Origin of the sequence: Mitsuokella jalaludinii DSM 13811 (assembly GCF_000702905.1) — a bacterium.
Taxonomy (GTDB): domain Bacteria; phylum Bacillota; class Negativicutes; order Selenomonadales; family Selenomonadaceae; genus Mitsuokella; species Mitsuokella jalaludinii.
Genome location: NZ_JNKR01000004.1, coordinates 12968 through 35690 on the forward strand (window position 1 = coordinate 12968; position 22723 = coordinate 35690).

Consider the following 22723-nt stretch of genomic DNA (forward strand, 5'->3'; position numbering starts at 1 on the left):
CGTGTTTATCTTTGGTGCGTACACTCAGAGGAAGATGCGGACTGCTGTTTCCGTCGGAATGGCGTGGACATTACATAGAGAAAGAGGATTTTTGCATTGAATATCTTAGTGACTGGGGGAGCCGGTTTCATCGGCTCCCACCTTGTGAGGAAACTGCTGGCCGAGGGTGAGCAGGTGACGGTGCTTGACAACTTCAGCACGGGCAGCCGTGAGAACCTGCCGCAGGATGCGGCGGTCAAGTGCGTCGAGATGGATGTCAATGATGCATCGCTCGCAGAGGTCTTTGCTGAAGGCCGTTTCGATGCGGTCGTGCATCTCGCGGGCCAGACGACGGTGCACATCTCGATGGAGTCGCCGGCGCTTGATGGCCGCGAGAACATCATCGGCTCCATCCACGTGCTCGAGCAGGCGCGGCGCACGGGCGTGCAGCGCGTCGTCTTCGCTTCGACGGCGGCGAGCTACGGCGACGTCGCGGAGGAGAGCCTGCCGATCGTCGAGTCGGAGCCTCTCCACCCGATGTCGTTCTACGGCCTGTCAAAGGTCACGGTCGAGCACTACCTGCGCCTCTACCAGCAGTCGTTCGGGCTCGACTTCGTCATCCTGCGCTTCGCCAATGTCTACGGTGAGCGCCAGGGCAATGGCGGTGAGGGCGGCGTCATCAGCATCTTCGCCAAGCGCCTGGCAGAGGGCCGGGCGCTCACGATATACGGCGACGGCGAGCAGACTCGCGACTTCATCTACGCGGGCGACATCGCGGCAGGCATCTGCGCGGCGCTCCACACGGAGCATGTCAATCACGCCTACAACCTCTCGACGCAGACGGAGACGAGCCTCAGGGAACTCGTCGCCATTCTCGCCGATGTCTCCGGCAGGGATATCGAGCCGCGCTGCCTCGAGGCGCGCCCCGGCGATATCTACAAATCCATGCTCGCCAACGGCCGCGCGCGCCGCGCGCTCGGCTGGGCACCTGTCGTCTCCCTGCGCGAGGGCCTCAGGCGCACTTACGCGTACTTCTGCGCGTCAAGCGAGACAAGTGCGAAATGAATACGACAAAAGGGCCCCGGCAGATGCCGGGGCCTTTATGATGGCGTGATTCTCGTGCGGTGATGATTGCGGATGATAGGGATCGATCAATGGAGCTTGTGGCTCGGACGCAGCGAAAAAGCAACTTCTTTGACATGCATGGTGCTCTCTTGCTCGAGCGGTGTGTCGATGATCTCGACTTGTTCCAGCATGTTGCGGACCTGCTCGCGGATGCCGGCGAGGTATTCACGGCGCAGTGCCTGCTGCTCGATGCGCTCATCTTCACTGAGGCCGCTGCTGCGTTTCTTGCGGGAAAGCTCATTGATGCGGGCGATGAGTTCTTTCGTGATCATATCGTGTTGTCCTTCCTTTTCGATATATGAATCCTCTTATCTTTATTATAGTGGAAAGTAATGGAAAAGCAAGTTTTTTTGAATGGGACGTGATTCGTTGACAGCCCTTCTTTCCATTTGCTATACTGGTTCAGTAATCAATATGTAGTGGTTAGAGATAACTTTTCTTGAAATAATCTACTGTATCTAGGAGTAAAAAGATGGATCGTACTGTCAAATCGCCGGTCCTGCAGCATTTGCTGCGGGCTTGTCCTGTGCCGGGCCTCGCTGCCTGCCTGGCCGGTGTGGAACGTGACTTTGGCGAGCATGTGGGGGACTTCCCAGCGCTTGCCGAGAAATATGAGGTGTTCGGCAAGCCCTCGCTTGACCTGGATGAGAAGTTGCAGGCGCTCATCCGCGCGGCGGTGGAACTCGCCTCGGCGGAGGCACCGCACTGGGACAAGATCGCGGCGCGCCTGCGCTATCTTGACTTTGCGCGCCATCTGGCGGAGTCGGAGGCGAAGCGCGGCATCACGAACTTCGTGGCCAAGCTGCGCTACCTGACGGCCAAGGAGCTCTACGGCAGTTACATCCTCGAGAACTACACGGAGCAGGAGCTCCGCACGGCTTCACGCTTCATCGTGGCGGAGCGCAATCACCTCTACTCGTACGCGGGCCTCGACCTCCTGCTCTCGCGCTACGTCATCCACACGCATCACGGCGTGGCGCTCGAGTCCCCGCAGGAGATGTATCTCGGCATCGCACTGCACCTCGCGATGCTCGAGGAGCCTTCGGTGCGCATGGACTGGGTGCGCCGCTTCTACGACATGCTGAGCCTGCAGCAGGTCACGATGGCGACGCCGACACTCGCCAACGCGAGAAAGCCGTATCACCAGCTCTCGAGCTGCTTCATCGACACGGTGCCGGACTCTCTCGACGGCATCTACCGCAGCCTCGACTCGTTTGCCAAGGTCAGCAAGTGGGGCGGTGGCATGGGCCTCTACTTCGGCAAGGTGCGCGCGACAGGCGCGGCCATCCGCGGCTTCGAGGGCGCGGCGGGCGGTGTCATCCGCTGGATCCGCCTCGTCAATGACACGGCTGTGGCCGTCGACCAGCTCGGCGTGCGCCAGGGGGCTTGCGCCGTCTACCTCGACGCCTGGCACAAGGACCTGCCGGAGTTCCTGCAGCTGCGCACCAACAACGGCGACGACCGCATGAAGGCGCACGACATCTTCCCGGCCGTCTGCTACCCGGACCTGTTCTGGAAGCTCGCGAAGGAGGACCTCGACGCGCCGTGGTTCCTCATGGACCCGCACGAGATCGAGATGGTCATGGGCTACGCGCTCGAGGACTTCTGGGGTGAGGAGTGGGAGAAGCGCTACCGCGCCTGTGTCGCCGATCCGCGCATCGACAAGCGTGTGATCTCGGTCAAGGAGATCGTCCGCCTGATCCTGAAGTCCGTCGTCGAGACGGGCACGCCGTTTGCCTTCTACCGCGACACGGTCAACCGCCTCAACCCCAATCCGCAGGCCGGCATGATCTACTGCTCGAACCTCTGCACGGAGATTGCGCAGAACATGTCGGCTGTCGAGTCGGTCCGCACGGAGATCAAGACGGAGGCGGGCGACACGGTCGTGCAGGTCACGACGCGGCCGGGCGACTTTGTCGTCTGCAATCTCGCGAGCCTCAACCTCGGCCGCATCGACGTGACGTCGCAGGAGGAGCTGCGCTCTGTCGTGCGCACGGCGGTGCGCGCGCTCGACAATGTCATCGATCTCAATGAGGCGCCGCTCGCCTACGCGCGCCTGACGAACGGGAAGTACAGGAGCATCGGCCTCGGCGTCTCGGGCTACCACCACATGCTCGCCAAGAACGCCGTCCGCTGGGAGAGCGAGGAACACCTCGCCTTCGTCGATGACGTATTCTCCCGCATCAACTACGCGGCCATCGAGGCGAGCAGCGACCTTGCGGCGGAGAAGGGCTCGTACGGCTGCTTTGCGGGCAGCGACTGGCAGACGGGTGACTACTTCAGGAAGCGCGGCTACGGGTCGGAAGCGTGGCAGGAACTCGCCGCGAAGGTCCGCGCGCAGGGCATGCGCAATGCGTATCTCCTCGCCGTGGCGCCGACGAGTTCGACGTCCATCCTCGTCGGCACGACGGCCGGCGTTGACCCCATCATGAAGCGCTTCTTCCTCGAGGAGAAGAAGGGCGCCATCCTGCCGCGCATCGCGCCGGACCTTTCCATGAAGACGTTCTGGTACTACAAGAGCGCGCATACGGTCGACCAGAACTGGTCGGTGCGCGCGGCCGGCGTGCGCCAGCGCCATATCGACCAGGCGCAGAGCGTCAACCTCTACATCACGAACGACTTCACCTTCCGCCAGGTGCTGGCCCTCTACATCAAGGCCTACGAGGAGGGCGTCAAGACCATCTACTACGTGCGCAGCAAGTCGCTCGAGGTCGAGGAGTGCGAGAGCTGCTCCTCGTGATGGCAACTGCCACAGACTTCTGTCAGACCGCTAGAGCTAGAAAGGATATGCAATATGGCATCACTCAGAAAGCGCCCTCTCTTCAACCCCGAGGGCGACATCGACGTCACGCAGCGCCGCCTCATCGGCGGCAACACGACGAACATGAATGACTTCAACAACCTCAAGTACACGTGGACTTCGGACTGGTACCGCCAGGCGATGAACAACTTCTGGATCCCTGAGGAGATCAACCTCGGCCAGGACGTCAAGGACTACCGGCAGCTGCCGGAGGCGGAGCGCCGCGCCTACGACAAGATCCTCTCGTTCCTCGTCTTCCTCGACTCGGTGCAGAGCGCGAACCTGCCGAACGTCTCGGCCTACATCACGGCCAACGAGGTCGACCTCTGCCTGACGATCCAGTCGTTCCAGGAGTGCGTGCACTCGCAGAGCTACAGCTACATGCTCGACACGATCGCGAGCCCCGACGAGCGCCAGGAGATCATCTTCCAGTGGAAGGATGACGAGCACCTGCTCGCGCGCAACACCTTCATCGGCGACCTCTACAACGAATTCCAGCAGGAGCAGTCGCGCGAGAACTTCCTGCGCGTTCTCGTCGCCAACTACATCCTCGAGGGCATCTACTTCTACTCGGGATTCATGTTCTTCTACAACCTCGGCCGCATCGGCCGCATGCCGGGCTCCGTGCAGGAGATCCGCTACATCAACCGCGACGAGAACACGCACCTCTGGCTGTTCCGCAACATCCTGCGCGACCTGCGCGAGGAGGAGCCCGACCTCTTCACGGCGGAGAGCGAGGAGATGATGCGCGAGATGATCCGCGAGGGCGTGCGCCAGGAGATCGCCTGGGGCAAGTACGCCATCGGCAACGAGGTCGAGGGCCTCAACGAGAAGATGATCGAGGACTACGTGCGCTACCTCGGCAATGCGCGCGCGGAGAGCATCGGCCTCGGCGCGCTCTACGAGGGCTATGAGGAAGAGCCGTCCTCGATGCGCTGGGTCAGTCAGTACGCCAACCCGAACTTCATCAAGACGGACTTCATCGAGGGCCGCAGCACGGCGTACGCCAAGAGTACGGCACTTGTCGACGACCTCTGAGCCCTGTTGGCGAATCCGTTGTCGGACTCTGTTCTGTTTGCGGCGCGATTGCTCGCGTAGTATACTAGGATGTGGAAGGTTTTAAGGATTTCATCTAGTTTGAACAGGAAGGTGTTTCTATGAGCATTCGCATTGGTATCCTTGGTTACGGCAATCTGGGCCGCGGCGTTGAGTGTGCAGTCGAAGAGAATCCGGATATGGAGCTCGTCGCAGTCTTCACGCGCCGCGATCCCTCTTCCGTCAAGATCTGGTCGCAGGGCGTGCCGGTCGTCAATGTCAAGGATGTGGCAGCGTGGCAGGATAAGATCGATGTCATGATCCTCTGCGGCGGCAGCGCGACGGACCTGCCGAAGCAGACGCCGGAGTACGCGAAGTACTTCAACGTCATCGACAGCTTTGACACGCATGCGCGCATCCCGGAGCACTTCGCCGACGTCGACAAGGCGGCGAAGGAGAGCGGCCACCTCGGCATCATCTCGGTCGGCTGGGACCCGGGCCTGTTCTCGCTCGCGCGCGTCTACAGCAATGCGATCCTGCCGGACGGTAAGGACTACACGTTCTGGGGCAAGGGCGTCAGCCAGGGCCACAGCGACGCCATCCGCCGCATCAAGGGCGTCAAGGACGCAAAGCAGTACACTGTGCCGGTTGAGAGTGCTCTCGAGGCCGTCCGTTCGGGCGCAAACCCAGAGCTCACGACGCGGGAGAAGCACACGCGTGAGTGCTTCGTCGTGCTCGAGGACGGCGCTGATGCCGCCTATGTCGAGAACGCCATCAAGACGATGCCGAACTACTTCGATGAGTACGACACGACGGTACACTTCATCAGCGAAGAGGAGCTCCAGCGCAATCACAGCGGCCTCGCACACGGCGGCTTCGTCATCCGCTCGGGCGCTACGGGCCACGAGAAGGAGCATAACCATATCATTGAGTTCTCGCTGAAGCTCGATTCCAATCCGGAATTCACGACGAGTGTCCTCGTTGCTTACGCACGGGCTGCCTATCGTCTGGCAAAGGAAGGCCAGACGGGCTGCCGTACGGTTCTTGATATCGCTCCGGCTTATCTTTGTGAGCAGAGTGGAGAAGAGCTGCGCGCTCATCTGCTCTGAGCCCGATTCACATCGCATCCATCATATAGCAAGAACGCTGCTGCGCCAGATTTTTGTCTGGTACGGCAGCGTTCTTGCTTTGAGCTGGCGGCAGCTTGTCAGGCGGGTGCATCCTGGTAGAGATTGAGGCTGCTCTTGATGAAGCCCTGCATGGCATTGGTGCGGTAGCCCCTGCGCTGCAGGGCGAGAAAGATCTGGCGCTGGGCGTTCGGGTCGTCGAGCTTGTAGTAGACGAGCGCCTCGTTGGGCGCAGACAGGCGCACGAGCGTATCCGTCAGGAAGGTCGCGCCGAGGCCCTGGCGTGCCATGTGGTAGGCTGTCATGAGCTGATTGAGGTAGAGGCGGACGTGCGGCGTCATGCCGTTGTTCTGGAAGAGCTTGCGCGAGCGCCGGAACATGTCGTTCCCCTTGCCGAGGATCAGGAAGTCCGTGTCCTGGAAGGCTGAGAGGGGTACGGTCGGCACGTCGGGGCGCAGGTGGCGGCCGAGCATGATGTCCTGCTGCGTCAGCAGATACGAGGCGAATTCCCTGTTGATGGGCAGGAAGGCCGGCACGGACAGCAGCAGGTGATCCTGGTAGAAAGGGATGGCCTCGTAGAGCGCCGCGTCGTAGATGCCGCTGTCGACGATGATGTCGAGTTCTTCGGTTGCGAGCTTGTTGAAGAGGTCGGCGGAATCGGATTCGGTGACGGAGAGCGCGATGTGCGGATGGCGGCTGCTGAAGGCCTCGATCATCGGCGGCAGGAAGCAGGACGCGAAGAAGTTCGTCCCGCCGAGCCGCAGGGTGCCGCTCTCGAGTCCGGCGAGGTCATCGCAGTAGCTCTTGAGGTCCCGTTTGATGCGGAAGATGCGCTCGGCCGCGTCGATGTAGGCGCGGCCGGCATCTGTCAGCTGCAGCGGCGTGGTGCTGCGGTTGAAGATCGGCAGGCCGAGCTCGCGCTCGACCTTGCGCACGGAGGCCGAGAGGGCGGGCTGCGACACGAAGAGCTTGCGGGCGGCTGCGGAGAAGCTCTTTTCCTGCCAGACTGCGTAGACGTAATCCATTCCTTGCATGTGAATCAAACTCCCTATATACCATAAAATATTTGGATAGATAATATACACTTATATGTATTTGTTTATAGGCTATCACAATGCTATGCTATTCACAAGAAGAAACGTTTAAGACGAGCGGGCGCGAGGGCGCTGCAGCATAGAGGAGTGGTCACGATGAAGAAGACAATCGGTATTATCGGCGGCATGGGCCCGATGGCGACGGTGGATCTCATGAAGAAGGTCATCCTGGCGACGGATGCGCGCGAGGACCAGGAGCACATCCCCATCCTTGTCGACAACAATACGAATATCCCCGATCGCACGGCGGCCATCCTCGGCGAGGGAGAAGATCCTCTGCCGGAGCTTTTGAAGTCGGCAGACCGCCTGACGGCGGGCGGCGCGGACTTCCTGATCATGGGCTGCAATACGGCGCATTACTTCCTGCCGCGCATGATGCCGCACCTCAAGGTTCCGTTCGTCAACATGATCGAGGAGACGGCGGCCTTCTGTGCGCGCGAGGGCTTCAAGAAGGTCGGCCTGCTCGCATCGGCCGGCACCTGCAAGTCGGGCATCTACCAGCGTGCGCTCGCCGAGGCCGGCGTCGAGGCGGTACAGCCCCAGGGCGCGGCCGAAGAGGCCGTCCATGCGATGATCTACGACGGCGTCAAGGCGAGCAATACGGACTTCGACACGACGGCGGTGCGTGAGGCGCTCGCCCAGATGGCGAAGGATGGCTGCGAGGCCTTCGTGCTCGGCTGCACGGAAGTGCCGGTGGCCGTGGAGATGTATCACCTTGAGGGCAATTTCATCGATGCGACGGAAGTGCTCGCCGAGGCTGCTGTGCAGAAGGCCGGCGCCAAGGTCATCTCGCATCTGCCGCACAAGGCGTGACATGAGGGCATGACAAACGGAAAGAGGTTCCTTCGGGAACCTTTTTTTGGTGGCGGAGATTTGTCACGCTTTCCGAAAGCTGATATAATGATACTTTAGAAGAAATCATGAATCACGAAAACCTGCGCCGGGCCGGTCGGTGCCGTCGTTGGAATCATAATGGAGTGTGAGAACATTGTTGGATATCAAATTTGTGCGCGAACATCTCGACGAAGTCCGTCAGATGCTCAAGAACCGCTGCAACCCGCTGAACCTCGATGATTTTGAAGGCCTCGACAAGAAGCGCCGCGATCTCCTGCAGGAGTCTGAGGCGCTCAAGAGCCAGCGCAACACGGTCTCGAAGGAGATCAGTGTCATGAAGAAGAACAAGGAAGATGCCGAGGCGAAGATCCTCGAGATGCGCGCCGTCGGCGCCAAGATCTCGGAGCTCGACAAGGAGCTCAAGGACGTCGAGGCCCAGCTCCGCGACATCATGCTCCACATCCCGAACATGCCGCGCGAAGACGTGCCAATCGGCAAGGACGACACGGAGAACCCGGAGGTCCGCAAGTGGGGGGAGCCGACGAAGTTCGACTTCGAGCCGAAGGCGCACTGGGACCTCGGCACGGAGCTCGACATCCTCGATGCCGACCGCGCTGCCAAGGTCACGGGCGCGCGCTTCACGTTCTACAAGGGACTCGGCGCCCGCCTCGAGCGCGCCTGCATCAACTTCATGATGGACCTGCACGCCAACAAGCACGGCTACACGGAGATGCTCGCACCGTACATCGCCAACAAGGCGAGCATGACGGGTACGGGCCAGCTGCCGAAGTTTGCCGATGACATGTTCAAGCTCGAGGGCCTCGACTACTACCTCGTGCCGACGGCTGAGGTGCCGACGACGAACTACCACCGCGATGAGATCCTCGACGGCAGCAAGCTGCCGGAGTACTACAGCTGCTACACGGCGTGCTTCCGCGCCGAGGCTGGCAGCGCCGGCCGCGACACGCGCGGCCTGATCCGCCAGCACCAGTTCAACAAGGTCGAGCTCATCAAGTTCGTCAAGCCGGAGACGAGCTGGCATGAACTCGACACGATGGTCGACGCTGCTGAGGACGTCCTGCGCCTCCTGGAGCTGCCGTACCACGTCGTCAAGCTCTGCACGGGCGACATGAGCTTCACGTCGGCGACGACGTACGACCTTGAAGTCTGGTTCCCGGCGCAGAACAAGTACCGCGAGATTTCCTCGTGCTCGAACTGCACGGACTACCAGGCGCGCCGCGCGAACATCAAGTTCCGCCGCGATGCCAAGAGCAAGCCGGAATTCGTCCACACGCTCAACGGCTCGGGTCTCGCTGTCGGCCGCACGGTCGCCGCGATCCTCGAGAACTACCAGCAGGAAGACGGCTCCGTCCGCATCCCGAAGGTCCTCGTACCGTACATGGGCGGCGTCGAAGTCATCAAGAAGCCGGAATGAGATAGCAAAATGCTGCACGCGATGCGTGCAGCATTTTTTGGTTCAGCGGTAATGCATGGCCTCGCGCTTGGCGAGCCGGTCGCAGCGCTCGTTGAGCTCGACGCCGACGTGGCCCTTGACCCAGTGGAAGGTCACGTCGTGGCGGCTGTAGAGCGCGTCGAGCTCCTGCCAGAGGTCCTGGTTGAGCACGGGCTGGCCGTCGGCCTTCTTCCAGCCGCGGCGCTTCCAGCCCGCCATCCACTTCGTGATGCCGTTCTTTAGGTACTGGCTGTCGGTGTAGAGCGCGACCTTCGCGGGGGTCTTGGGGAAGGCAAGAGCCGCAATGGCAGCTGAGAGCTCCATGCGGTTGTTCGTCGTCGCGGGGCTGCCCTCGTGGAGCTCCGTGACCTTGCCGGTCGCGACCTCGCGGATGACGGCGGCCCAGCCGCCGGGGCCGTCGGGGTTGCGCAGGCAGGAGCCGTCGGTGTAGATGACGAAGTCCTGTTCGCTGTCGGGGCGGAGCGGCATCTGGACGGCCGCAGGGCGCGGGCAGGTCGGCTTGACGAGAGGCCGTGCCGGATGCGCCGGCTCTTTATGCGGGACATCGCTGCCTGCAAGCCAGGCGAGCGCTTCCTGTGCACTCGTGAAGCTCTTGTAGCGGGCCCCGGGGAATCCTGCCACCTGTTTCTGACATTCCGGCCAGTTCGTGAAGAGCCCGCAGGTGCGGCCGACACGTACGGCATATACTTTTTTCTGCATGATGTCCTCCCAATCGGTGATTTCTTTTATTATAAGAGATTTTTGCATAGAAAAGAATCAAAATTTTGCCGTTCAAATAGTAAACTTTTCTTTACTATTTCTGGATTGCTTGCTACAATCGTAATTATGGAGCTTTATGCACAAGTACTCCACAGGGAAAGAAGAAATGAGAAAGGAAGGGGGAGCTTCATGCTGCTTCGCATACTCAGCGCCATCGGCGCTTTTGTGCTGCGGCGCTTTGAGGAGCTCGGCACGATCATCATGCTCTACGGCGAGACGATCCGCGCGCTGCGCCACAAGCCGCGCCTGCGCCACATCCTCGCACAGATGTCGCATCTCGGCGTCGATTCGCTGATGATCGTCAGCCTGACACTGCTCTTCACGGGCGTCGTCATCTCACTGCAGACGGCCGACGTCCTCATACGCTTCGGCGCGCAGGGCACGCTCGGCGGCATCGTCACGATCGCGATTGGCCGCGAGCTCGGCCCGGTGCTCGTCGCCGTCGTCTGCGCCGGCCGCGTCGGCTCTGCCATCACGGCGGAGATCGCGACGATGAAGGTCACGGAACAGATCGACGCGCTGCGCGTCATGGCCGTGAGCCCTGTCGACTACCTCTTGGTGCCGCGCATGCTCGCCTGCATGATCGTCGTGCCGATCCTCACGGTCTTCGGCGACGTCATCGGCGTCTTCGGCGGCTGGCTCATCGCCGTGTTCTACAAGGGGCTGACGACGTACAGTTACATGAATTCCATCCACATCTTTGCGGAACTCTTTGACATGACGGGCGGCGTCATCAAGGCCATCTTCTTCGGCAATGTCATCGCGGTGCTCGGCTGCTACTACGGCCTGCACTGCCCCGACGGCGCGGAGGGTGTCGGCCGGGCGACGACGAAGACGGTCGTCGCCTCGATCATCGTCATCTTCCTCTTGAACGCCGTGCTGACGTTCCTGCTGTACTGATGGGGAGGATGGAGTATGATTGAATTCAAAGACGTGTGCATGCGCTTCGACGATAAGGAAGCGCTCAAGCACATCAGCCTGACGATACAGGACGGCGAGACGCTCGCCGTCATCGGCGGCTCCGGCTCTGGCAAGAGCACATTCCTGCGCCTGCTCATCGGCCTCATCAAGCCGACAAGTGGCCAGATCCTCATCGACGGGCAGAACATCGTGCCGATGAGCGAGGCGGAACTCAACAAGGTACGTCTCAAGATGGGCATGGTCTTCCAGTATTCGGCGCTCTTCGACTCGATGACCGTCGGTGAGAACGTCGCCTTCGGCCTGCGCGAGCACACGAAGCTCAGCGACGCGGACATCAAAGAGATCGTCCGCGAGAAGCTGCACCTCGTCGGGCTCGACGGCGTCGAGAACATGATGCCGAACGAACTCTCGGGCGGCATGAAGAAGCGCGTGAGCCTCGCGCGGGCCATCGCGGTCGAGCCCTCGATCATCTGCTACGATGAGCCGAGCTCAGGCCTCGACCCGCTGATGACCGAGAAGATCGACGAGCTCATCATCAACACACAGAAGGCTCTTTCGGTGACGAGCATTGTCGTCACGCACGACATGGCCAGCGCCTGCCGCATCTCGGACCGCATTGCGATGATCTACGAGGGCGAGCTCATCGCCATCGACACAGTCGAGCGTTTCAAGAAGATACAGGATGCGCGCGTGCAGGCATTCTTCCGCACGCTGCGCACCGTCAAGACCGAAAAGGAGGATAAAATATGACGACAGAGGCAAAAGTAGGCGCGTTCACCGTTGTGGGTGTCGTGCTCTTCGTGGCGGTGGCCATGCTGCTCTCCGGCGTTTCCCTGTCGGGACATAAGGGCTATACGCTCTACGCGGGCTTCAAGCAGGTCATCGGCGTCGAGCCGCAGTCGGTCGTGCGCCTCTCTGGCGTGCCGGTCGGCAAGGTCAAGAGCATCCGCAACGACGGCGGCGGCGTGACTGTCTCCCTCGACATCGACGGGAATGCCAAGATTCCGAAGGGCTCTGCCGTCACAGTCGCCTCGGCGGGTGTCATGGGTGAGAAGTTCATCAACATCCTGCCGAGCAAGGACCAGGGCATCTACCTCGGCGACGGCGACTACCTGATTGGCCAGGAGGAAGAGGGGCTCGATTCCCTGATGGATAAGGCGGGCGGCGTGCTGGACCAGGTCCAAGCACTGCTCGACTCGATGAACCAGGTCATGGGCAATCCGGACTTCCAGAAGAACTTCCTGCAGATGGCCGTCAACATACGCGACATGACGGCGCACATGGACGGCCTCGTCGCGGCGATGGAGCAGACGATGCGCGAGAATCAGGGCAACATCACGGGCATGCTCTCGAATCTCAATGCGGCATCTGCCGGCCTCAACCGCACGATGAACCAGGTCGAGGCGATGATGACGAATCTCGCCACGGTCGGCGCTGACCCGCAGACGGCGGAGAATTTGCGCCTGACGCTCGCGAACATCAAGGACACGAGCGACCGCATCGCGCACATCGCCGAGAATATGGACGGCGCCGTCGGCGACCCGCAGACGGCTGAGGACATCAAGACGACGATCCGCAATGCGCGGCAGATGTCCGAGAAAGCAGGAAATATGATGGGCAAGCTCGAAGATATCAAAGTCAAGCCATCGGCCGACCTGCTCTACAGCGGGGCGAAGGATGACTGGCAGGCGAACTTCAACGTGGATCTGGGGCCAGAGACGGGAAATTTTCTGCGGGCCGGACTCGATGACATCGGGGACGGCAACCGCGGGAACTTCGAAGTAGGCCGCCGCTCGGAGCGCTATGCCGTGCGCGGCGGCGTCATCAACGGCGATGTCGGAGTCGGCCTCGACGCCTATGCCGGCAAGCGCTTCGTCTTCTCGGTCGACGCCATGGACCCGAATGACCCGTCGCTGCGCCTCGGTGCGCAGTACGAGCTCAATGACGCCGGCACCTGGCTCATGGGCCAGTGGAATGATGTCAACGACAGCGACAAGCGCGCCGCCTACGTCGGCCTGCGCCAGTCGTTCTGACATACGGGTACACATTCTTTGTAATGATGCTCGAATGAAGATTTAAGAAAGACATGCTACATTTTCTCTGAGGAGGAACTGACTGTGAATAAGAAAAACCGCTTCTACAAGAAACTGACTGCCCTCATCGCCACGGGGCTGATGACGGCCGCTGTCTCAGGCACGGCTCTCGCCGCTGACACCGTTCAGCTCGACCTGCACGACAGCGTGCAGATGGCGCTCGAGAACAACCGCACGATCCGCCAGGTCCTGACGGACGTCGACACGGCCAAGTGGACGCTTTCGAAAGCGCGCCGCACGATGGGTCCGACCGTGACCTGGACTTCTGGTGCAAACCGCATCGGCGGTGATTCGCTGGATACGGCTCATACTGCACATGCGCTTGGCAAGGGGTCGGCCTATGATTATTCTTGGACGAATACGGCACAGGGCGTGATGCCGCTCTACAATGGCTCGGTCAAGGGCCAGATCAAGCAGGCGCGCTATGGCCTCAATGCGCAGGACCTCGCGCTCGAGGAGACGAAGCAGGCCATCCGCCTGCAGGCGACGTCGGACTACTACAACATCCTGCAGTGCCGCAACCTCATCGATGTCGAGCAGGAGTCGGTCAACACGCTGCAGGAGCACCTCGACAACGTCAATGCGCAGTACCGCGTCGGCACGGTCGCCAAGTCGGACGTGCTCGCCTCGCAGGTCCAGCTCGCCAATGCGCAGCAGGCCCTCGTGACGGCACAGAACAACTACGACATCGCCGTCTCGACGCTCAACAACGTCATCGGCCTGCCGACGGACACGGTGCTCGACATCCGCGACCAGCTCAAGTACACGAAGTACGACTTGACGCAGGATGACTGCACGAATTACGCGCTCGACAACCGCGCGGACGGCGCAGCGGCGCGCTATGCCGTCAAGGCCGCAGAAGCCAGCGTCGAGACGGCCAAGGCCGGCTATCAGCCGACAGTCAATGCTGTCGTCAACAAGTCCATCGGCGGCGAGAAACCGTTCCGTCATGACCATACGAGTAGTGACAGCTGGTCGGCTGGCGTCAATGCCTCCTGGAATGTCTTTGACAACGGCCTGACGCAGGCTTCCGTCAAGTCGGCCAACATGGCGCTCGCCAAGGCACAGGAAGAGGCGGCTCAGACGGATGACCAGATCCGCCTCGACGTGCGCAAGGCCTATCTCGGCCTGCAGGCAGCCGAGAAGAACATCCAGACGACGTCCGTCGCCGTGACGCGCGCCGAGGAAGACTACAAGATCGCCCAGGTCCGCTACAGCGCCGGTGTCGGCACGAACCTCGACGTCATGGACGCCAACGAGAAGCTGACGACGGCCCGCACGAACTACTACACGGCCCTCTACAACTACAATACGAGCAAGGCATCGCTCGACAAGGCGATGGGCATCCCTGTTGACCTCGATGTCGTCAAGTACACGGAAGCAGAGCAGGCGGGCGCGACGGCTCCGAAGGCCCGCGAGGCGGCCAAGCTCAAGGATGATGCCATCTTTGAGATGGAGCAGCTGCAGAAGCTCGAGCAGGCCAACGCAGCCGCTGAGGCCGCTACGGTGCAGGATACGGATCAGGCGGCTCAGACCGTTCAGAAGTCGGCCGATGCGGCAGAGCATCCTTCGGCCGCGACGGTCACGAGTGAGGCCGTCGCCTCGGATATGGCGCACTGAGCCTCGGACCAAAGTCCATACATCAATTCCATAGCAAGAAGTCGCAAGAGTTTCGGAAGTGAATTTTGGGGAGATTGTCATGAAACGGAAAACCATCGGGATAGGTGTCGGCGTGCTCATGGGCGTGCTGATGCTGGTACTGGGCGGCATCTGGTATTACATACAGACCAGTGCGTTCATGGACAAGGTAGAGAGCACGGCTGCCACTGCTGCCAGTGAGGCGCTCGGCGTGCCCGTCTCCGTCGGCTCCATCAAGGTGAATTCGCTTCATGATCTCGAGATCCATGACCTTGCCATCTATGATAAGCAGGCGGAATGCATCGCCCAGGCCGACACGGCCCGGGTGGAGCTGCGCCTGCTTTCTGCATATCGCGACCCCGCGCACGCCGTCCAGTCGGTCACGCTCTCACATGTCAAGGCCAGCCTCGTCCAGCGTGAGGACGGCACTTGGAATGTCGAGGACATCGAGACGAAGAGTTCGGGCGAGGGCTCGTTCTTCGGCACGGTCAAGGTGGAGGACGGCGAGGCAACGGTCACAGCGCAGGGCCGCGAGGTCACAGCCAGCGCCATCGAGGGCTCGCTTGACTTCTCGGATTACCCCGTGCTGAAGCTCTCAGCCAAGGCGAACTGCCTCGGTTCTTCTGTAGAAGTCTCGGGCACCTACCGCAAGGAGCGCCAGATCTTCAACGCGGAGCTCTCGGGGCTCGACGTCATGAACGTCCTGCCGCTGCTGCCGGACGGCACGCTGCCGGACGGCATCGAGGTCCTCGGCGGCACGGTGACGAAGGCCAAGGTCGCGGGCCAGTACATGGGCAGCCAGCTCTCCTTCTCGGGGCAGGCTGAGTACGAGGGCGGCTCCGTCAAGGTCAAGGAGACGCAGGTCGACGACATCCACGGCTTTATTTCCTTCACGGATGCGGAGGCGCTGTTCTCTGCCGATGCAGAGGCGGCCGGCCAGCAGGCCCATGTCAACGGCAAGGTCCGCTACGACACGGGGGCGCCGTATCTCGACCTTCACGTCGCTTCGGATTCCTTTGATCCTTCAAAGGTCCTCAAGGACATCCCCTACGAGGGCGCGGCAGCGGTCAAGGCGCATGTCACGGGCACGGCGGCTGACCCTGTCGTCGACGGCACGGTCCGTGTCGCTTCCGGCACGGCGGCGGGCATCCCGTTCGCGAATGCGCGCGCGCACGTCCGCTACGAGGACGACCGCGTCTCGCTTCAGGATGTTGCGCTCAATGCCTTTGGCGGCACGGCGCGCGGCGAGGGCGTCTTCTCGCCGGCAGACCTCACGTACACGGCACACCTCGCGGCCAGTGACATCGATGTGCAGCAGGCAGCTGCCTACGTCCCGGAGCTCGCGGACCTCACGGGCCGCATCTCCTGCAACATGGGCATCTCCGGCAAGGGCTCGGACACGAGCGATTTGCAGGCGTACGGCAGTGCGGAGCTGAAGAATGGCTCCTACAAGGACCTGCCCATTGAGAGCCTCGCGGCCTCGTTCTTCGCGCAGGGCAAGGACATCACGATAGACTACGCGAGCCTCAATCTGCCGCACCGCTCGACTCTCGGCATCGAGGGCAAGGTGAAGGATGGCAGCAGTCTCGACCTCGCGTTCTACGGCGGCCATGTCGACCTCTCGCTCGTGCGGACATTGATCCCTGAGGCCGATGTCACGGGCTTCGGCGATTTCGAGGGCACGGTACAGGGCGACATCACAGATCCGGCCGTGAACTTCAAGTTCACGGCGATGAACGGCAGCCTCTTCAAGCAGCCGTACGACAGCCTGAAGTTCAACGCCGGCGGCAGCCTCGACGGCGTGACGATTGAGGAGTTCTCGCTCGTCAAGGATGGCAAGCAGACCTGGTACGTCGACGGCTCCGTCGGCCTGACGGGCGAGCGGCGCATCGACATGCGCATCGACACGGTCGGCGCGCGCATGGAGGACATCGCGGCCTTTGCTTTCCCCGACCAGCCGATCACAGGCAACGTCGACAATACGATCAAGATCACGGGCACGCTCGACCACCCGAATGCCGTCGGCTACATCCACTTCTACCGCGGCAGCTACAACGGTATCCTGCTCTCGGGCATGGACGGCGACTACTTCATGGAGGACGGCTTCACGCGCCTGCAGGACTTCCACGTCTTCTCACCGATGGTCGACATGGACCTCAACGGCACGGTCGACCGCAACTGGAACCTCGACATGGTCGCGAGCGTCCACGAGATCAACATGGAGCGCTTTGCAAACAAGTTCCCGTACCCGGTCAGCGGCAAGGGCACCTTCGCCGGCGAGATCGGCGGCACACTGATGGCCCCGACGTTCCACGGCATCCTGACGTCTCCCTCCATCACGCTCAACGACCAGACGATCACGGACATCCGCGGCATGGTCGATTACGAAGACAGCGTCGTCAGCGTCAGTCAGTTCGGCTTCCGCCAGGGCGGCGGCAGCTATCAGGCGGCGCTCTCCATCAACGTCGACACGCACGACGCGGATGGCACCATCAAGGTCCAGGACGGCGACATCAATGCCATCACGGCAATCGGCAACTTCAAGAACGACATCGTCACCGGCAAGCTCAGCAGCGACATCCAGGTCGGCGGCACATACGACAACCCGGAGCTCACCGTCATCGGCCGGCTGGACGCCGGCAAGATCTCTGGCTATGATGTCCACGATGTCGATATCAACCTCCACCTCCTGGACCACGTCATCTACATCGACAAGCTCATGGGCCAGCAGGGCACGGACGGCAGCTTCGAAGCGGGCGGCACGGTGACGATCGGCGGCCCGATTGCCGCACACTTCTCGGCGCAGAAACTCGCGCTCGGCATGTTCACGAAGTCGGCCGGCCTCGAGCGCAAGGTGCACGGCACGGCCAACATCGAGGCCGCGTTTGGCGGCACGACGGGCAATCCGTCTGCCGATGTCACGATCGCGGCCAACAACGGCGGCTTCCAGGGCTCGACCTTTGATGCGCTGGATGGTGAGTTCCACCTCAAGAATGGCCTCGTCGATGTCAAGGACTTTTCGGTGGAAAAGTCCATCAACGGCAAGGATTACATGGCTTCGGCCAAGGGCATCGTGCCTTTAAAGGCGCTTTTTGCCAATCGGGAAGAAGAGCTCAATGACTACGAGCGCATCAAGCTCACAGTCAGCCTCGACCAGGCCGACCTCTCCATCCTGCCGTTTGTCTCCGACCAGATTGACTGGGCGCTCGGCCCGACGAAGGGCAAGCTCGAGATCACGGGTACGCCGGCGCACCCGCTCGTCAAGGGCAGCGTCTCGCTGTCGGATGGTGCGGTCAAGTTCAAGCCGCTCACTGTGCCCGTCACGGCCATGGCGGCCCAGGTCGATTTTAATGGCGACACCATGACAGTCCGCGATTTTTCTGGTAAAATGGGCGAAGGTACGTATGCGGGGCAGGGCACGCTCAAGATGAACGGACTGACACCTGCTTCGTACGATTTCTCGCTGACGGCGGACAAGCTCGACATCGAGAGTGACTTCTTCAAGGGGCCTCTGAGCGGTCAGCTGCGCGTCAACAACGACAAGTTCTTTGGCTTGGAACTGCCGAAGATCTCGGGTCAGATCGACCTTGCGGACTGCACAATCTCTGTGCCGGCCATCCCCGACAGCGATGGCGAGCTGCCGGACATCATCCTCGACGCTGACGTCAATGTCGGCGACAGGGTCCATGCCTACAGCTCGTACCTCTACGACATGTACCTGACAGGGAATGTCCACTTCGGCGGCACGACGCGCCATCCGAAGACGTCGGGCTCGGTGTCGGTCAAGCGCGGCGGCACGATCAACTACCTCAAGACGGAGTTCAATGTCCGTGAGGGCACGGCCTACTTCAACCAGGTCGATTCGTTCCTGCCGAGCATCACGTTCCTGGCGGACACGCGCCTGACGCAGGCCAAGGTATTCCTCTCCATCACGGGCCCGCTCGACAACATGACGTTTACGCTGAAGTCGACGCCGGAGATGAGCCAGTCGGAGATCATCCGACTGCTGACACTGCGCGACGCCTACAAGGCCGGACAGGCCAACCTCGATGCCGGCGACCTCCTGATTGTCGGCCTGCAGATGAGCTTCCTGTCGGAGGTCGAGGACGTCATGCGCAACATGCTCTGGCTTGACCGCTTCACGATTGCGCGCGGCAGCGGCTCTGCCTTTGACACGCACGACGAGGAGTCGAACAAGGCCATCGATGTCTATCACGTCGAGATGGGCAAGTACATCTCAGACAAGGTCATGTTCAAGTACACGCAGCAGATCGGCGGCGACGACACGCACCGCTTCGGCCTGCAGTACGACATGAACGACCGCTTCGGACTGTCGCTGGAGAAGGAAGCTCAGAGGTTCATTGTGGGCCTCGAAGCCCGCATCCATTTCTGATAGCAGTCCTCTGAGCAATGATCGCAGCAATGAGAGGAGGTGAGCCGCATGCAGCTCAGTGAGTACATGAAGGAACTGCGCAAGGTCAAGACACTCGATCGCGCGCAGGAAGCAAAGCTCTGGGCCGCGTTCAAGGAACGCGGCGACGAAGAGGCGCGCCAGCGGCTCATCGAATCGTATCAGCCGCTCGTCTTCAAGCAGGCGGCGCCATTTGCGCAGCTCGACTGCGTGCTCGACCTCATCCAGGAGGGCACGGTTGGCCTCATCGAGGCCGCAGAACGCTACGACCACACGCGCGGAGTAGCCTTCAGCCTGTTTGCCGTGCACCGCATCCGCGGCCGCATGATGGATTTCCTGCGGCGCGAGGGACAGGTCGACGTCGCCTGCCTAGAGGAGAATCTCGAGGGCGGCAGCCTCAAGGAGAACCTCGTCGACACGGCGGCGTCGGTGCCGGAGCAGGCGGAGAGCCACGAGCTCGCGCGCCATCTCCACCAGGCGATGGCGCGGCTGCCGGACAAGGAGCGGGCTGTGCTCGAGGGCATGTACCTCTGCCGCGAGGACGCAGCGGGCATGGCCGATGCCCTGCACGTCAGCTCCTCGCACATCTACCGCCTGCAGAAGACGGGCATCCGCCGCATCCGCGGCATGCTCTCGCGTTTCATGCATTACTGGTGAAAGGCGAGCAATTGAGTGAAAATGGCCAGAAAACACTGGAAAACAGCAGATGGTCGCATGGCATCTGCGCATATCGCGCGATACGGCATGCCGATACGGAGTGACCGCCTCGGATTATAGGAATAAGTCTTTGAAATCGGGCAGGGGGTGTGTCATGAAGGAACGGAATCAGAAACAGCGCCGTCACATCCGGGCGGCAAGGCAGTGGCTCGGGGAGGCGGAGCACTCACTCGCGGAGAACCACAGAGTCCGCGGTGAGCTCAAGGTCATGTTGGCCAAGGCAGAACTGGCCCGGGTGGAAGGCACGCCGGGCCATCGCTTTGTCAAGAAGTGGTCCATGCGCATCCTGCCGGCACTTGCGGCGATCTTCCTCGCGGGCGGCGGCTATGCGCTCTGGCAGGCGCAGCTGCCGCACAATGCAGCGGTGCCTGCCCCGGTGGAGACGGAGGCGCCTGAGCCTTCGCCCGCCCTGCCCGCAGAGACTGCCGACGAGCCGCCGCTGGCCCCAATCGAGATCCCCGAGCAGGCACAGCCGGCGGCAGCGCCCGCTCAGGCTGCTCCGGCGCCTTCGCCTGAGCCGGTACCTGCGCAGGCGGCAGCGCCCTCGGAGGCGCAGCCGGCTGCGCCTCCGCGAGAGTCCGCACCGCGCGTCCCCGATGACGGGATGCAGAAATTGATGCAGACCGCAGGCAAGGCGCTGCGGAAATGATAGATATCCCCTCCGCATCAGGAAGGTATTGCATAGGAGGTTTGACCTTTGAAGAAACAGAACTACAGATCCCTCGCTTACGCTGTGGCAATTGCCGTCAGCTGTGCGGCTGTGCCGGGCACGTCCTGGGCAGCTGAGGCGCCTGCTGCAAGTGCGCAGCCCACGTCTTCTTCCGCGGCTCCGGCAGTTCCGGAAGCTGCCAATGTCAAGGCGGATGCCGCAGCTGCTCCGGCAGAGGAAAAGGCCGCTGAGACGAAAGATACTGCCGCTGACCATTCGGCTGCCGCACAGGCGGATGCCGTTGCGACGAGCACGGTGGACGAGCGCACGCAGAACTGGGCCAAGGTGCGCCCGCAGGAGACGGCCATCGCGGACAGCATGAAGAAGTACGAGGGGCAGACTGTCGTCGAGACGGTGTTTGACGGCACTTCTTCCCTGACGGAGGGCACGGCGAAGGCCGCCATCTCGATGAAGGCCGGTGACATGTTCACCGTCAAGGGCCTCGATGCCGACCGCGACAAGATCTACAACACGGGCTACTTCTACGACATCTACCCGAGCTTCGAGAAGGTGCCGGAGGGCGTCGTCGTCACGTACCACGTGCTGGAGAACCCGATCTTGAAAGGCGTCAACCTCAGCGGCAACACGGTCGAGAGCACAGAGACGCTCCAGGGGCTCATCACCATGAAGACGGGCGAGATCCTCAACAGCCGCGAGCTCAACAAGGATGTCATGGCCATCCAGGAGCAGTACCGCCGCGACGGCTACATCCTCGCGAAGATCACGGACATGAACATCGACAAGAACGGCATCTTGAACCTCAAGGTCAACGAGGGCATCCTCGAGGGCTACAAGGTCAAGGGCAACACGAAGACGAAGGAGCGCGTCATCCTGCGCGAGATGCGCCAGAAGCCGGGCGAGCCGTTCAACTCGAAGCTCGCGCGCCGCAGCATGCAGCGCGTCTACAACCTCGGCTTCTTCGAGGATGTCAACATCAAGATGAATCCGGGCGTCGACCCGAATGCTGTCGTCATGGAGCTCGATGTCACGGAGAAGCGCACGGGCTCGTTCGGCATCGGTGCCGGCTACTCGAGCGAGGACGGCGTCCTCGGCATGGTCTCGATCGGCGACACGAACTTCCGCGGCACGGGCGATGCGATCAGCCTGACGTATGAGAAGAGCGGCGACGACACGGATGCGCACGGCTACACCTTCTCCTACCGCCGCCCGTGGCTCGACAGCAAGGAGACGGTCGGCACGTTCCGCATCTACAACCGCACGTACGAGTACGACGATTACGACACGGACGGCGACCTCAAGGAGACGTACATGCGCAAGTATACCGGCGGAGAGCTGACGTTTGGCCGCCCTGTCACGGAGTACACGACGAACTACGTGACGCTGCGCAACCGCAAGGACTCGTATGTGCGCCATGTCGATGACGGCAATATGGGCGACCGCAGCCATGATACGAAGTGGCTCGACGACAACTTCGGCACGACGCGCAGCATCACGCTCGAGCACGTCACGGATACGCGCGACAATGTCTACAACCCGATGAGCGGCAGCCGCGTGAGCTTCTCGAGCGAGTTCGCCGGCTTTGGCGGCGACTTCGACTTCCAGAAGTACACGTTCGACGGCCAGCACTACATCCGCGCCGGCCGCTCGCAGGTCTTCGCGCTGCGCGGCCGCTACGGCGTTGGCACGGGCGACATCTCGGAGTTCAACCAGTACCGTATCGGCGGCCAGGGCTCGCTGCGCGGCTACCGTGAGGACCAGTTCCGCGGCGACCGCGAGTTCCTCGGCACGATCGAGTACCGCTTCCCCGTCGTGAAGAAGGTGCAGGGCGCCATCTTCACGGATTGGGGCGGTGCCTGGGACAGCGGCCTGACGCCCGATGACCTGCACGGCAGCATCGGTGTCGGCATCTCGCTGACGACGCCGATCGGTCCGCTGCGCTTCGACTACGGCTGGGGCGATGACGGCGGCCGCGTCCACTTCAGCGTCGGCAGCTCGTTCTGATGGGCGCGTGGCGAGAAGAGTTGCCTGAGAAAAGAAGGGATGCTT

17 protein-coding genes are annotated in these 22723 nt (G+C 61.7%); 14 read left to right on the forward strand and 3 right to left on the reverse strand.

Annotated elements, in window-relative coordinates:
* Positions 1 to 96 precede the first annotated feature (96 nt).
* The gene (locus tag T518_RS03980) at positions 97 to 1044 is read left to right on the forward strand and encodes an NAD-dependent epimerase/dehydratase family protein (RefSeq protein WP_036375550.1); all 948 of its coding nucleotides are present in this window, start codon (positions 97 to 99) and stop codon (positions 1042 to 1044) included.
* Positions 1045 to 1130: 86 nt separating this feature from the next.
* Here the strand turns inward: T518_RS03980 and T518_RS03985 are convergent, their stop codons facing one another.
* A complete protein-coding gene (locus T518_RS03985; protein WP_036375553.1) occupies positions 1131 to 1376 on the reverse strand; it encodes a DUF896 domain-containing protein in 246 nt (81 codons plus the stop codon).
* 200 nt (positions 1377 to 1576) lie between these two features.
* Between T518_RS03985 and T518_RS03990 the strand changes: the two genes are divergently transcribed.
* The 3 genes from T518_RS03990 (at position 1577) to T518_RS04000 (ending at position 6048) form a co-directional block, all read left to right on the forward strand.
* Entirely contained in the window at positions 1577 to 3844 is a 2268-nt protein-coding gene (locus tag T518_RS03990) for a ribonucleoside-diphosphate reductase subunit alpha (RefSeq protein ID WP_036375556.1), read from the forward strand.
* A gap of 54 nt (positions 3845 to 3898) precedes the next feature.
* Positions 3899 to 4942 (forward strand): ribonucleotide-diphosphate reductase subunit beta, encoded by a 1044-nt coding sequence (locus T518_RS03995; protein ID WP_036375559.1) that lies wholly within the window; start codon positions 3899 to 3901, stop codon positions 4940 to 4942.
* Between the two features lie 119 nt (positions 4943 to 5061).
* Positions 5062 to 6048, forward strand: coding sequence for a diaminopimelate dehydrogenase (locus T518_RS04000; protein ID WP_036375562.1), 987 nt, complete (start codon positions 5062 to 5064; stop codon positions 6046 to 6048).
* A gap of 98 nt (positions 6049 to 6146) precedes the next feature.
* On the opposite strand, the gene T518_RS04005 is transcribed toward T518_RS04000, so the two are convergent.
* The gene (locus tag T518_RS04005; RefSeq protein ID WP_036375565.1) at positions 6147 to 7100 is read right to left on the reverse strand and encodes a LysR family transcriptional regulator; all 954 of its coding nucleotides are present in this window, start codon (positions 7098 to 7100) and stop codon (positions 6147 to 6149) included.
* 156 nt (positions 7101 to 7256) lie between these two features.
* On the opposite strand from T518_RS04005, the gene cuyB reads away from it, so the two are divergent.
* Both cuyB and serS read left to right on the forward strand, forming a co-directional pair.
* Complete coding sequence (cuyB, locus tag T518_RS04010; protein ID WP_036375567.1) at positions 7257 to 7973, forward strand: cysteate racemase; 717 nt, start codon at positions 7257 to 7259, stop codon at positions 7971 to 7973.
* A gap of 175 nt (positions 7974 to 8148) precedes the next feature.
* Positions 8149 to 9429: a serine--tRNA ligase gene (gene serS / locus T518_RS04015; RefSeq protein WP_036375570.1), complete on the forward strand. Its 1281-nt coding sequence runs from the start codon at positions 8149 to 8151 to the stop codon at positions 9427 to 9429.
* A 42-nt stretch (positions 9430 to 9471) separates the two neighbouring features.
* On the opposite strand, the gene rnhA is transcribed toward serS, so the two are convergent.
* Entirely contained in the window at positions 9472 to 10167 is a 696-nt protein-coding gene (gene rnhA / locus T518_RS04020; protein WP_036375573.1) for a ribonuclease HI, read from the reverse strand.
* 192 nt (positions 10168 to 10359) lie between these two features.
* On the opposite strand from rnhA, the gene T518_RS04025 reads away from it, so the two are divergent.
* The 8 genes from T518_RS04025 (at position 10360) to T518_RS04060 (ending at position 22678) form a co-directional block, all read left to right on the forward strand.
* Positions 10360 to 11127 carry an MlaE family ABC transporter permease gene (locus T518_RS04025; RefSeq protein WP_148485457.1) on the forward strand — a complete coding sequence of 256 codons (768 nt, stop codon included), beginning with the start codon at positions 10360 to 10362 and terminating at the stop codon, positions 11125 to 11127.
* Between the two features lie 15 nt (positions 11128 to 11142).
* On the forward strand, positions 11143 to 11898 hold the full coding sequence (locus T518_RS04030; RefSeq protein ID WP_036375579.1) for an ABC transporter ATP-binding protein: 756 nt from the start codon (positions 11143 to 11145) through the stop codon (positions 11896 to 11898).
* Entirely contained in the window at positions 11895 to 13181 is a 1287-nt protein-coding gene (locus T518_RS04035) for an MlaD family protein (protein WP_036375582.1), read from the forward strand. The genes T518_RS04030 and T518_RS04035 overlap by 4 nt, the downstream gene beginning before the upstream one ends.
* A gap of 84 nt (positions 13182 to 13265) precedes the next feature.
* Positions 13266 to 14861 (forward strand): TolC family protein, encoded by a 1596-nt coding sequence (locus T518_RS04040; protein ID WP_036375584.1) that lies wholly within the window; start codon positions 13266 to 13268, stop codon positions 14859 to 14861.
* A 79-nt stretch (positions 14862 to 14940) separates the two neighbouring features.
* Positions 14941 to 19272 carry a translocation/assembly module TamB domain-containing protein gene (locus T518_RS04045; RefSeq protein WP_036375586.1) on the forward strand — a complete coding sequence of 1444 codons (4332 nt, stop codon included), beginning with the start codon at positions 14941 to 14943 and terminating at the stop codon, positions 19270 to 19272.
* Positions 19273 to 19320: 48 nt separating this feature from the next.
* Positions 19321 to 19947 (forward strand): sigma-70 family RNA polymerase sigma factor, encoded by a 627-nt coding sequence (locus tag T518_RS04050; protein WP_036375589.1) that lies wholly within the window; start codon positions 19321 to 19323, stop codon positions 19945 to 19947.
* Between the two features lie 154 nt (positions 19948 to 20101).
* Positions 20102 to 20656: a hypothetical protein gene (locus tag T518_RS04055; RefSeq protein WP_036375608.1), complete on the forward strand. Its 555-nt coding sequence runs from the start codon at positions 20102 to 20104 to the stop codon at positions 20654 to 20656.
* 48 nt (positions 20657 to 20704) lie between these two features.
* Positions 20705 to 22678 (forward strand): BamA/OMP85 family outer membrane protein, encoded by a 1974-nt coding sequence (locus T518_RS04060; protein WP_036375620.1) that lies wholly within the window; start codon positions 20705 to 20707, stop codon positions 22676 to 22678.
* Positions 22679 to 22723 lie beyond the last annotated feature (45 nt).

Excerpts from the sequence above, each read along its gene's own strand:
- T518_RS04030 (WP_036375579.1), top strand. The coding sequence starts at position 11,143 with ATGATTGAATTCAAAGACGTGTGCATGCGCTTCGACGATAAGGAAGCG.
- T518_RS04035 (WP_036375582.1), top strand. The coding sequence starts at position 11,895 with ATGACGACAGAGGCAAAAGTAGGCGCGTTCACCGTTGTGGGTGTCGTG.
- T518_RS04050 (WP_036375589.1), top strand. The coding sequence starts at position 19,321 with ATGCAGCTCAGTGAGTACATGAAGGAACTGCGCAAGGTCAAGACACTC.
- T518_RS04045 (WP_036375586.1), top strand. The coding sequence starts at position 14,941 with ATGAAACGGAAAACCATCGGGATAGGTGTCGGCGTGCTCATGGGCGTG.
- rnhA (WP_036375573.1), bottom strand. The coding sequence starts at position 10,167 with ATGCAGAAAAAAGTATATGCCGTACGTGTCGGCCGCACCTGCGGGCTC.
- T518_RS04055 (WP_036375608.1), top strand. The coding sequence starts at position 20,102 with ATGAAGGAACGGAATCAGAAACAGCGCCGTCACATCCGGGCGGCAAGG.
- T518_RS03995 (WP_036375559.1), top strand. The coding sequence starts at position 3,899 with ATGGCATCACTCAGAAAGCGCCCTCTCTTCAACCCCGAGGGCGACATC.
- T518_RS04000 (WP_036375562.1), top strand. The coding sequence starts at position 5,062 with ATGAGCATTCGCATTGGTATCCTTGGTTACGGCAATCTGGGCCGCGGC.
- T518_RS04005 (WP_036375565.1), bottom strand. The coding sequence starts at position 7,100 with ATGCAAGGAATGGATTACGTCTACGCAGTCTGGCAGGAAAAGAGCTTC.
- cuyB (WP_036375567.1), top strand. The coding sequence starts at position 7,257 with ATGAAGAAGACAATCGGTATTATCGGCGGCATGGGCCCGATGGCGACG.
- T518_RS03990 (WP_036375556.1), top strand. The coding sequence starts at position 1,577 with ATGGATCGTACTGTCAAATCGCCGGTCCTGCAGCATTTGCTGCGGGCT.
- T518_RS03985 (WP_036375553.1), bottom strand. The coding sequence starts at position 1,376 with ATGATCACGAAAGAACTCATCGCCCGCATCAATGAGCTTTCCCGCAAG.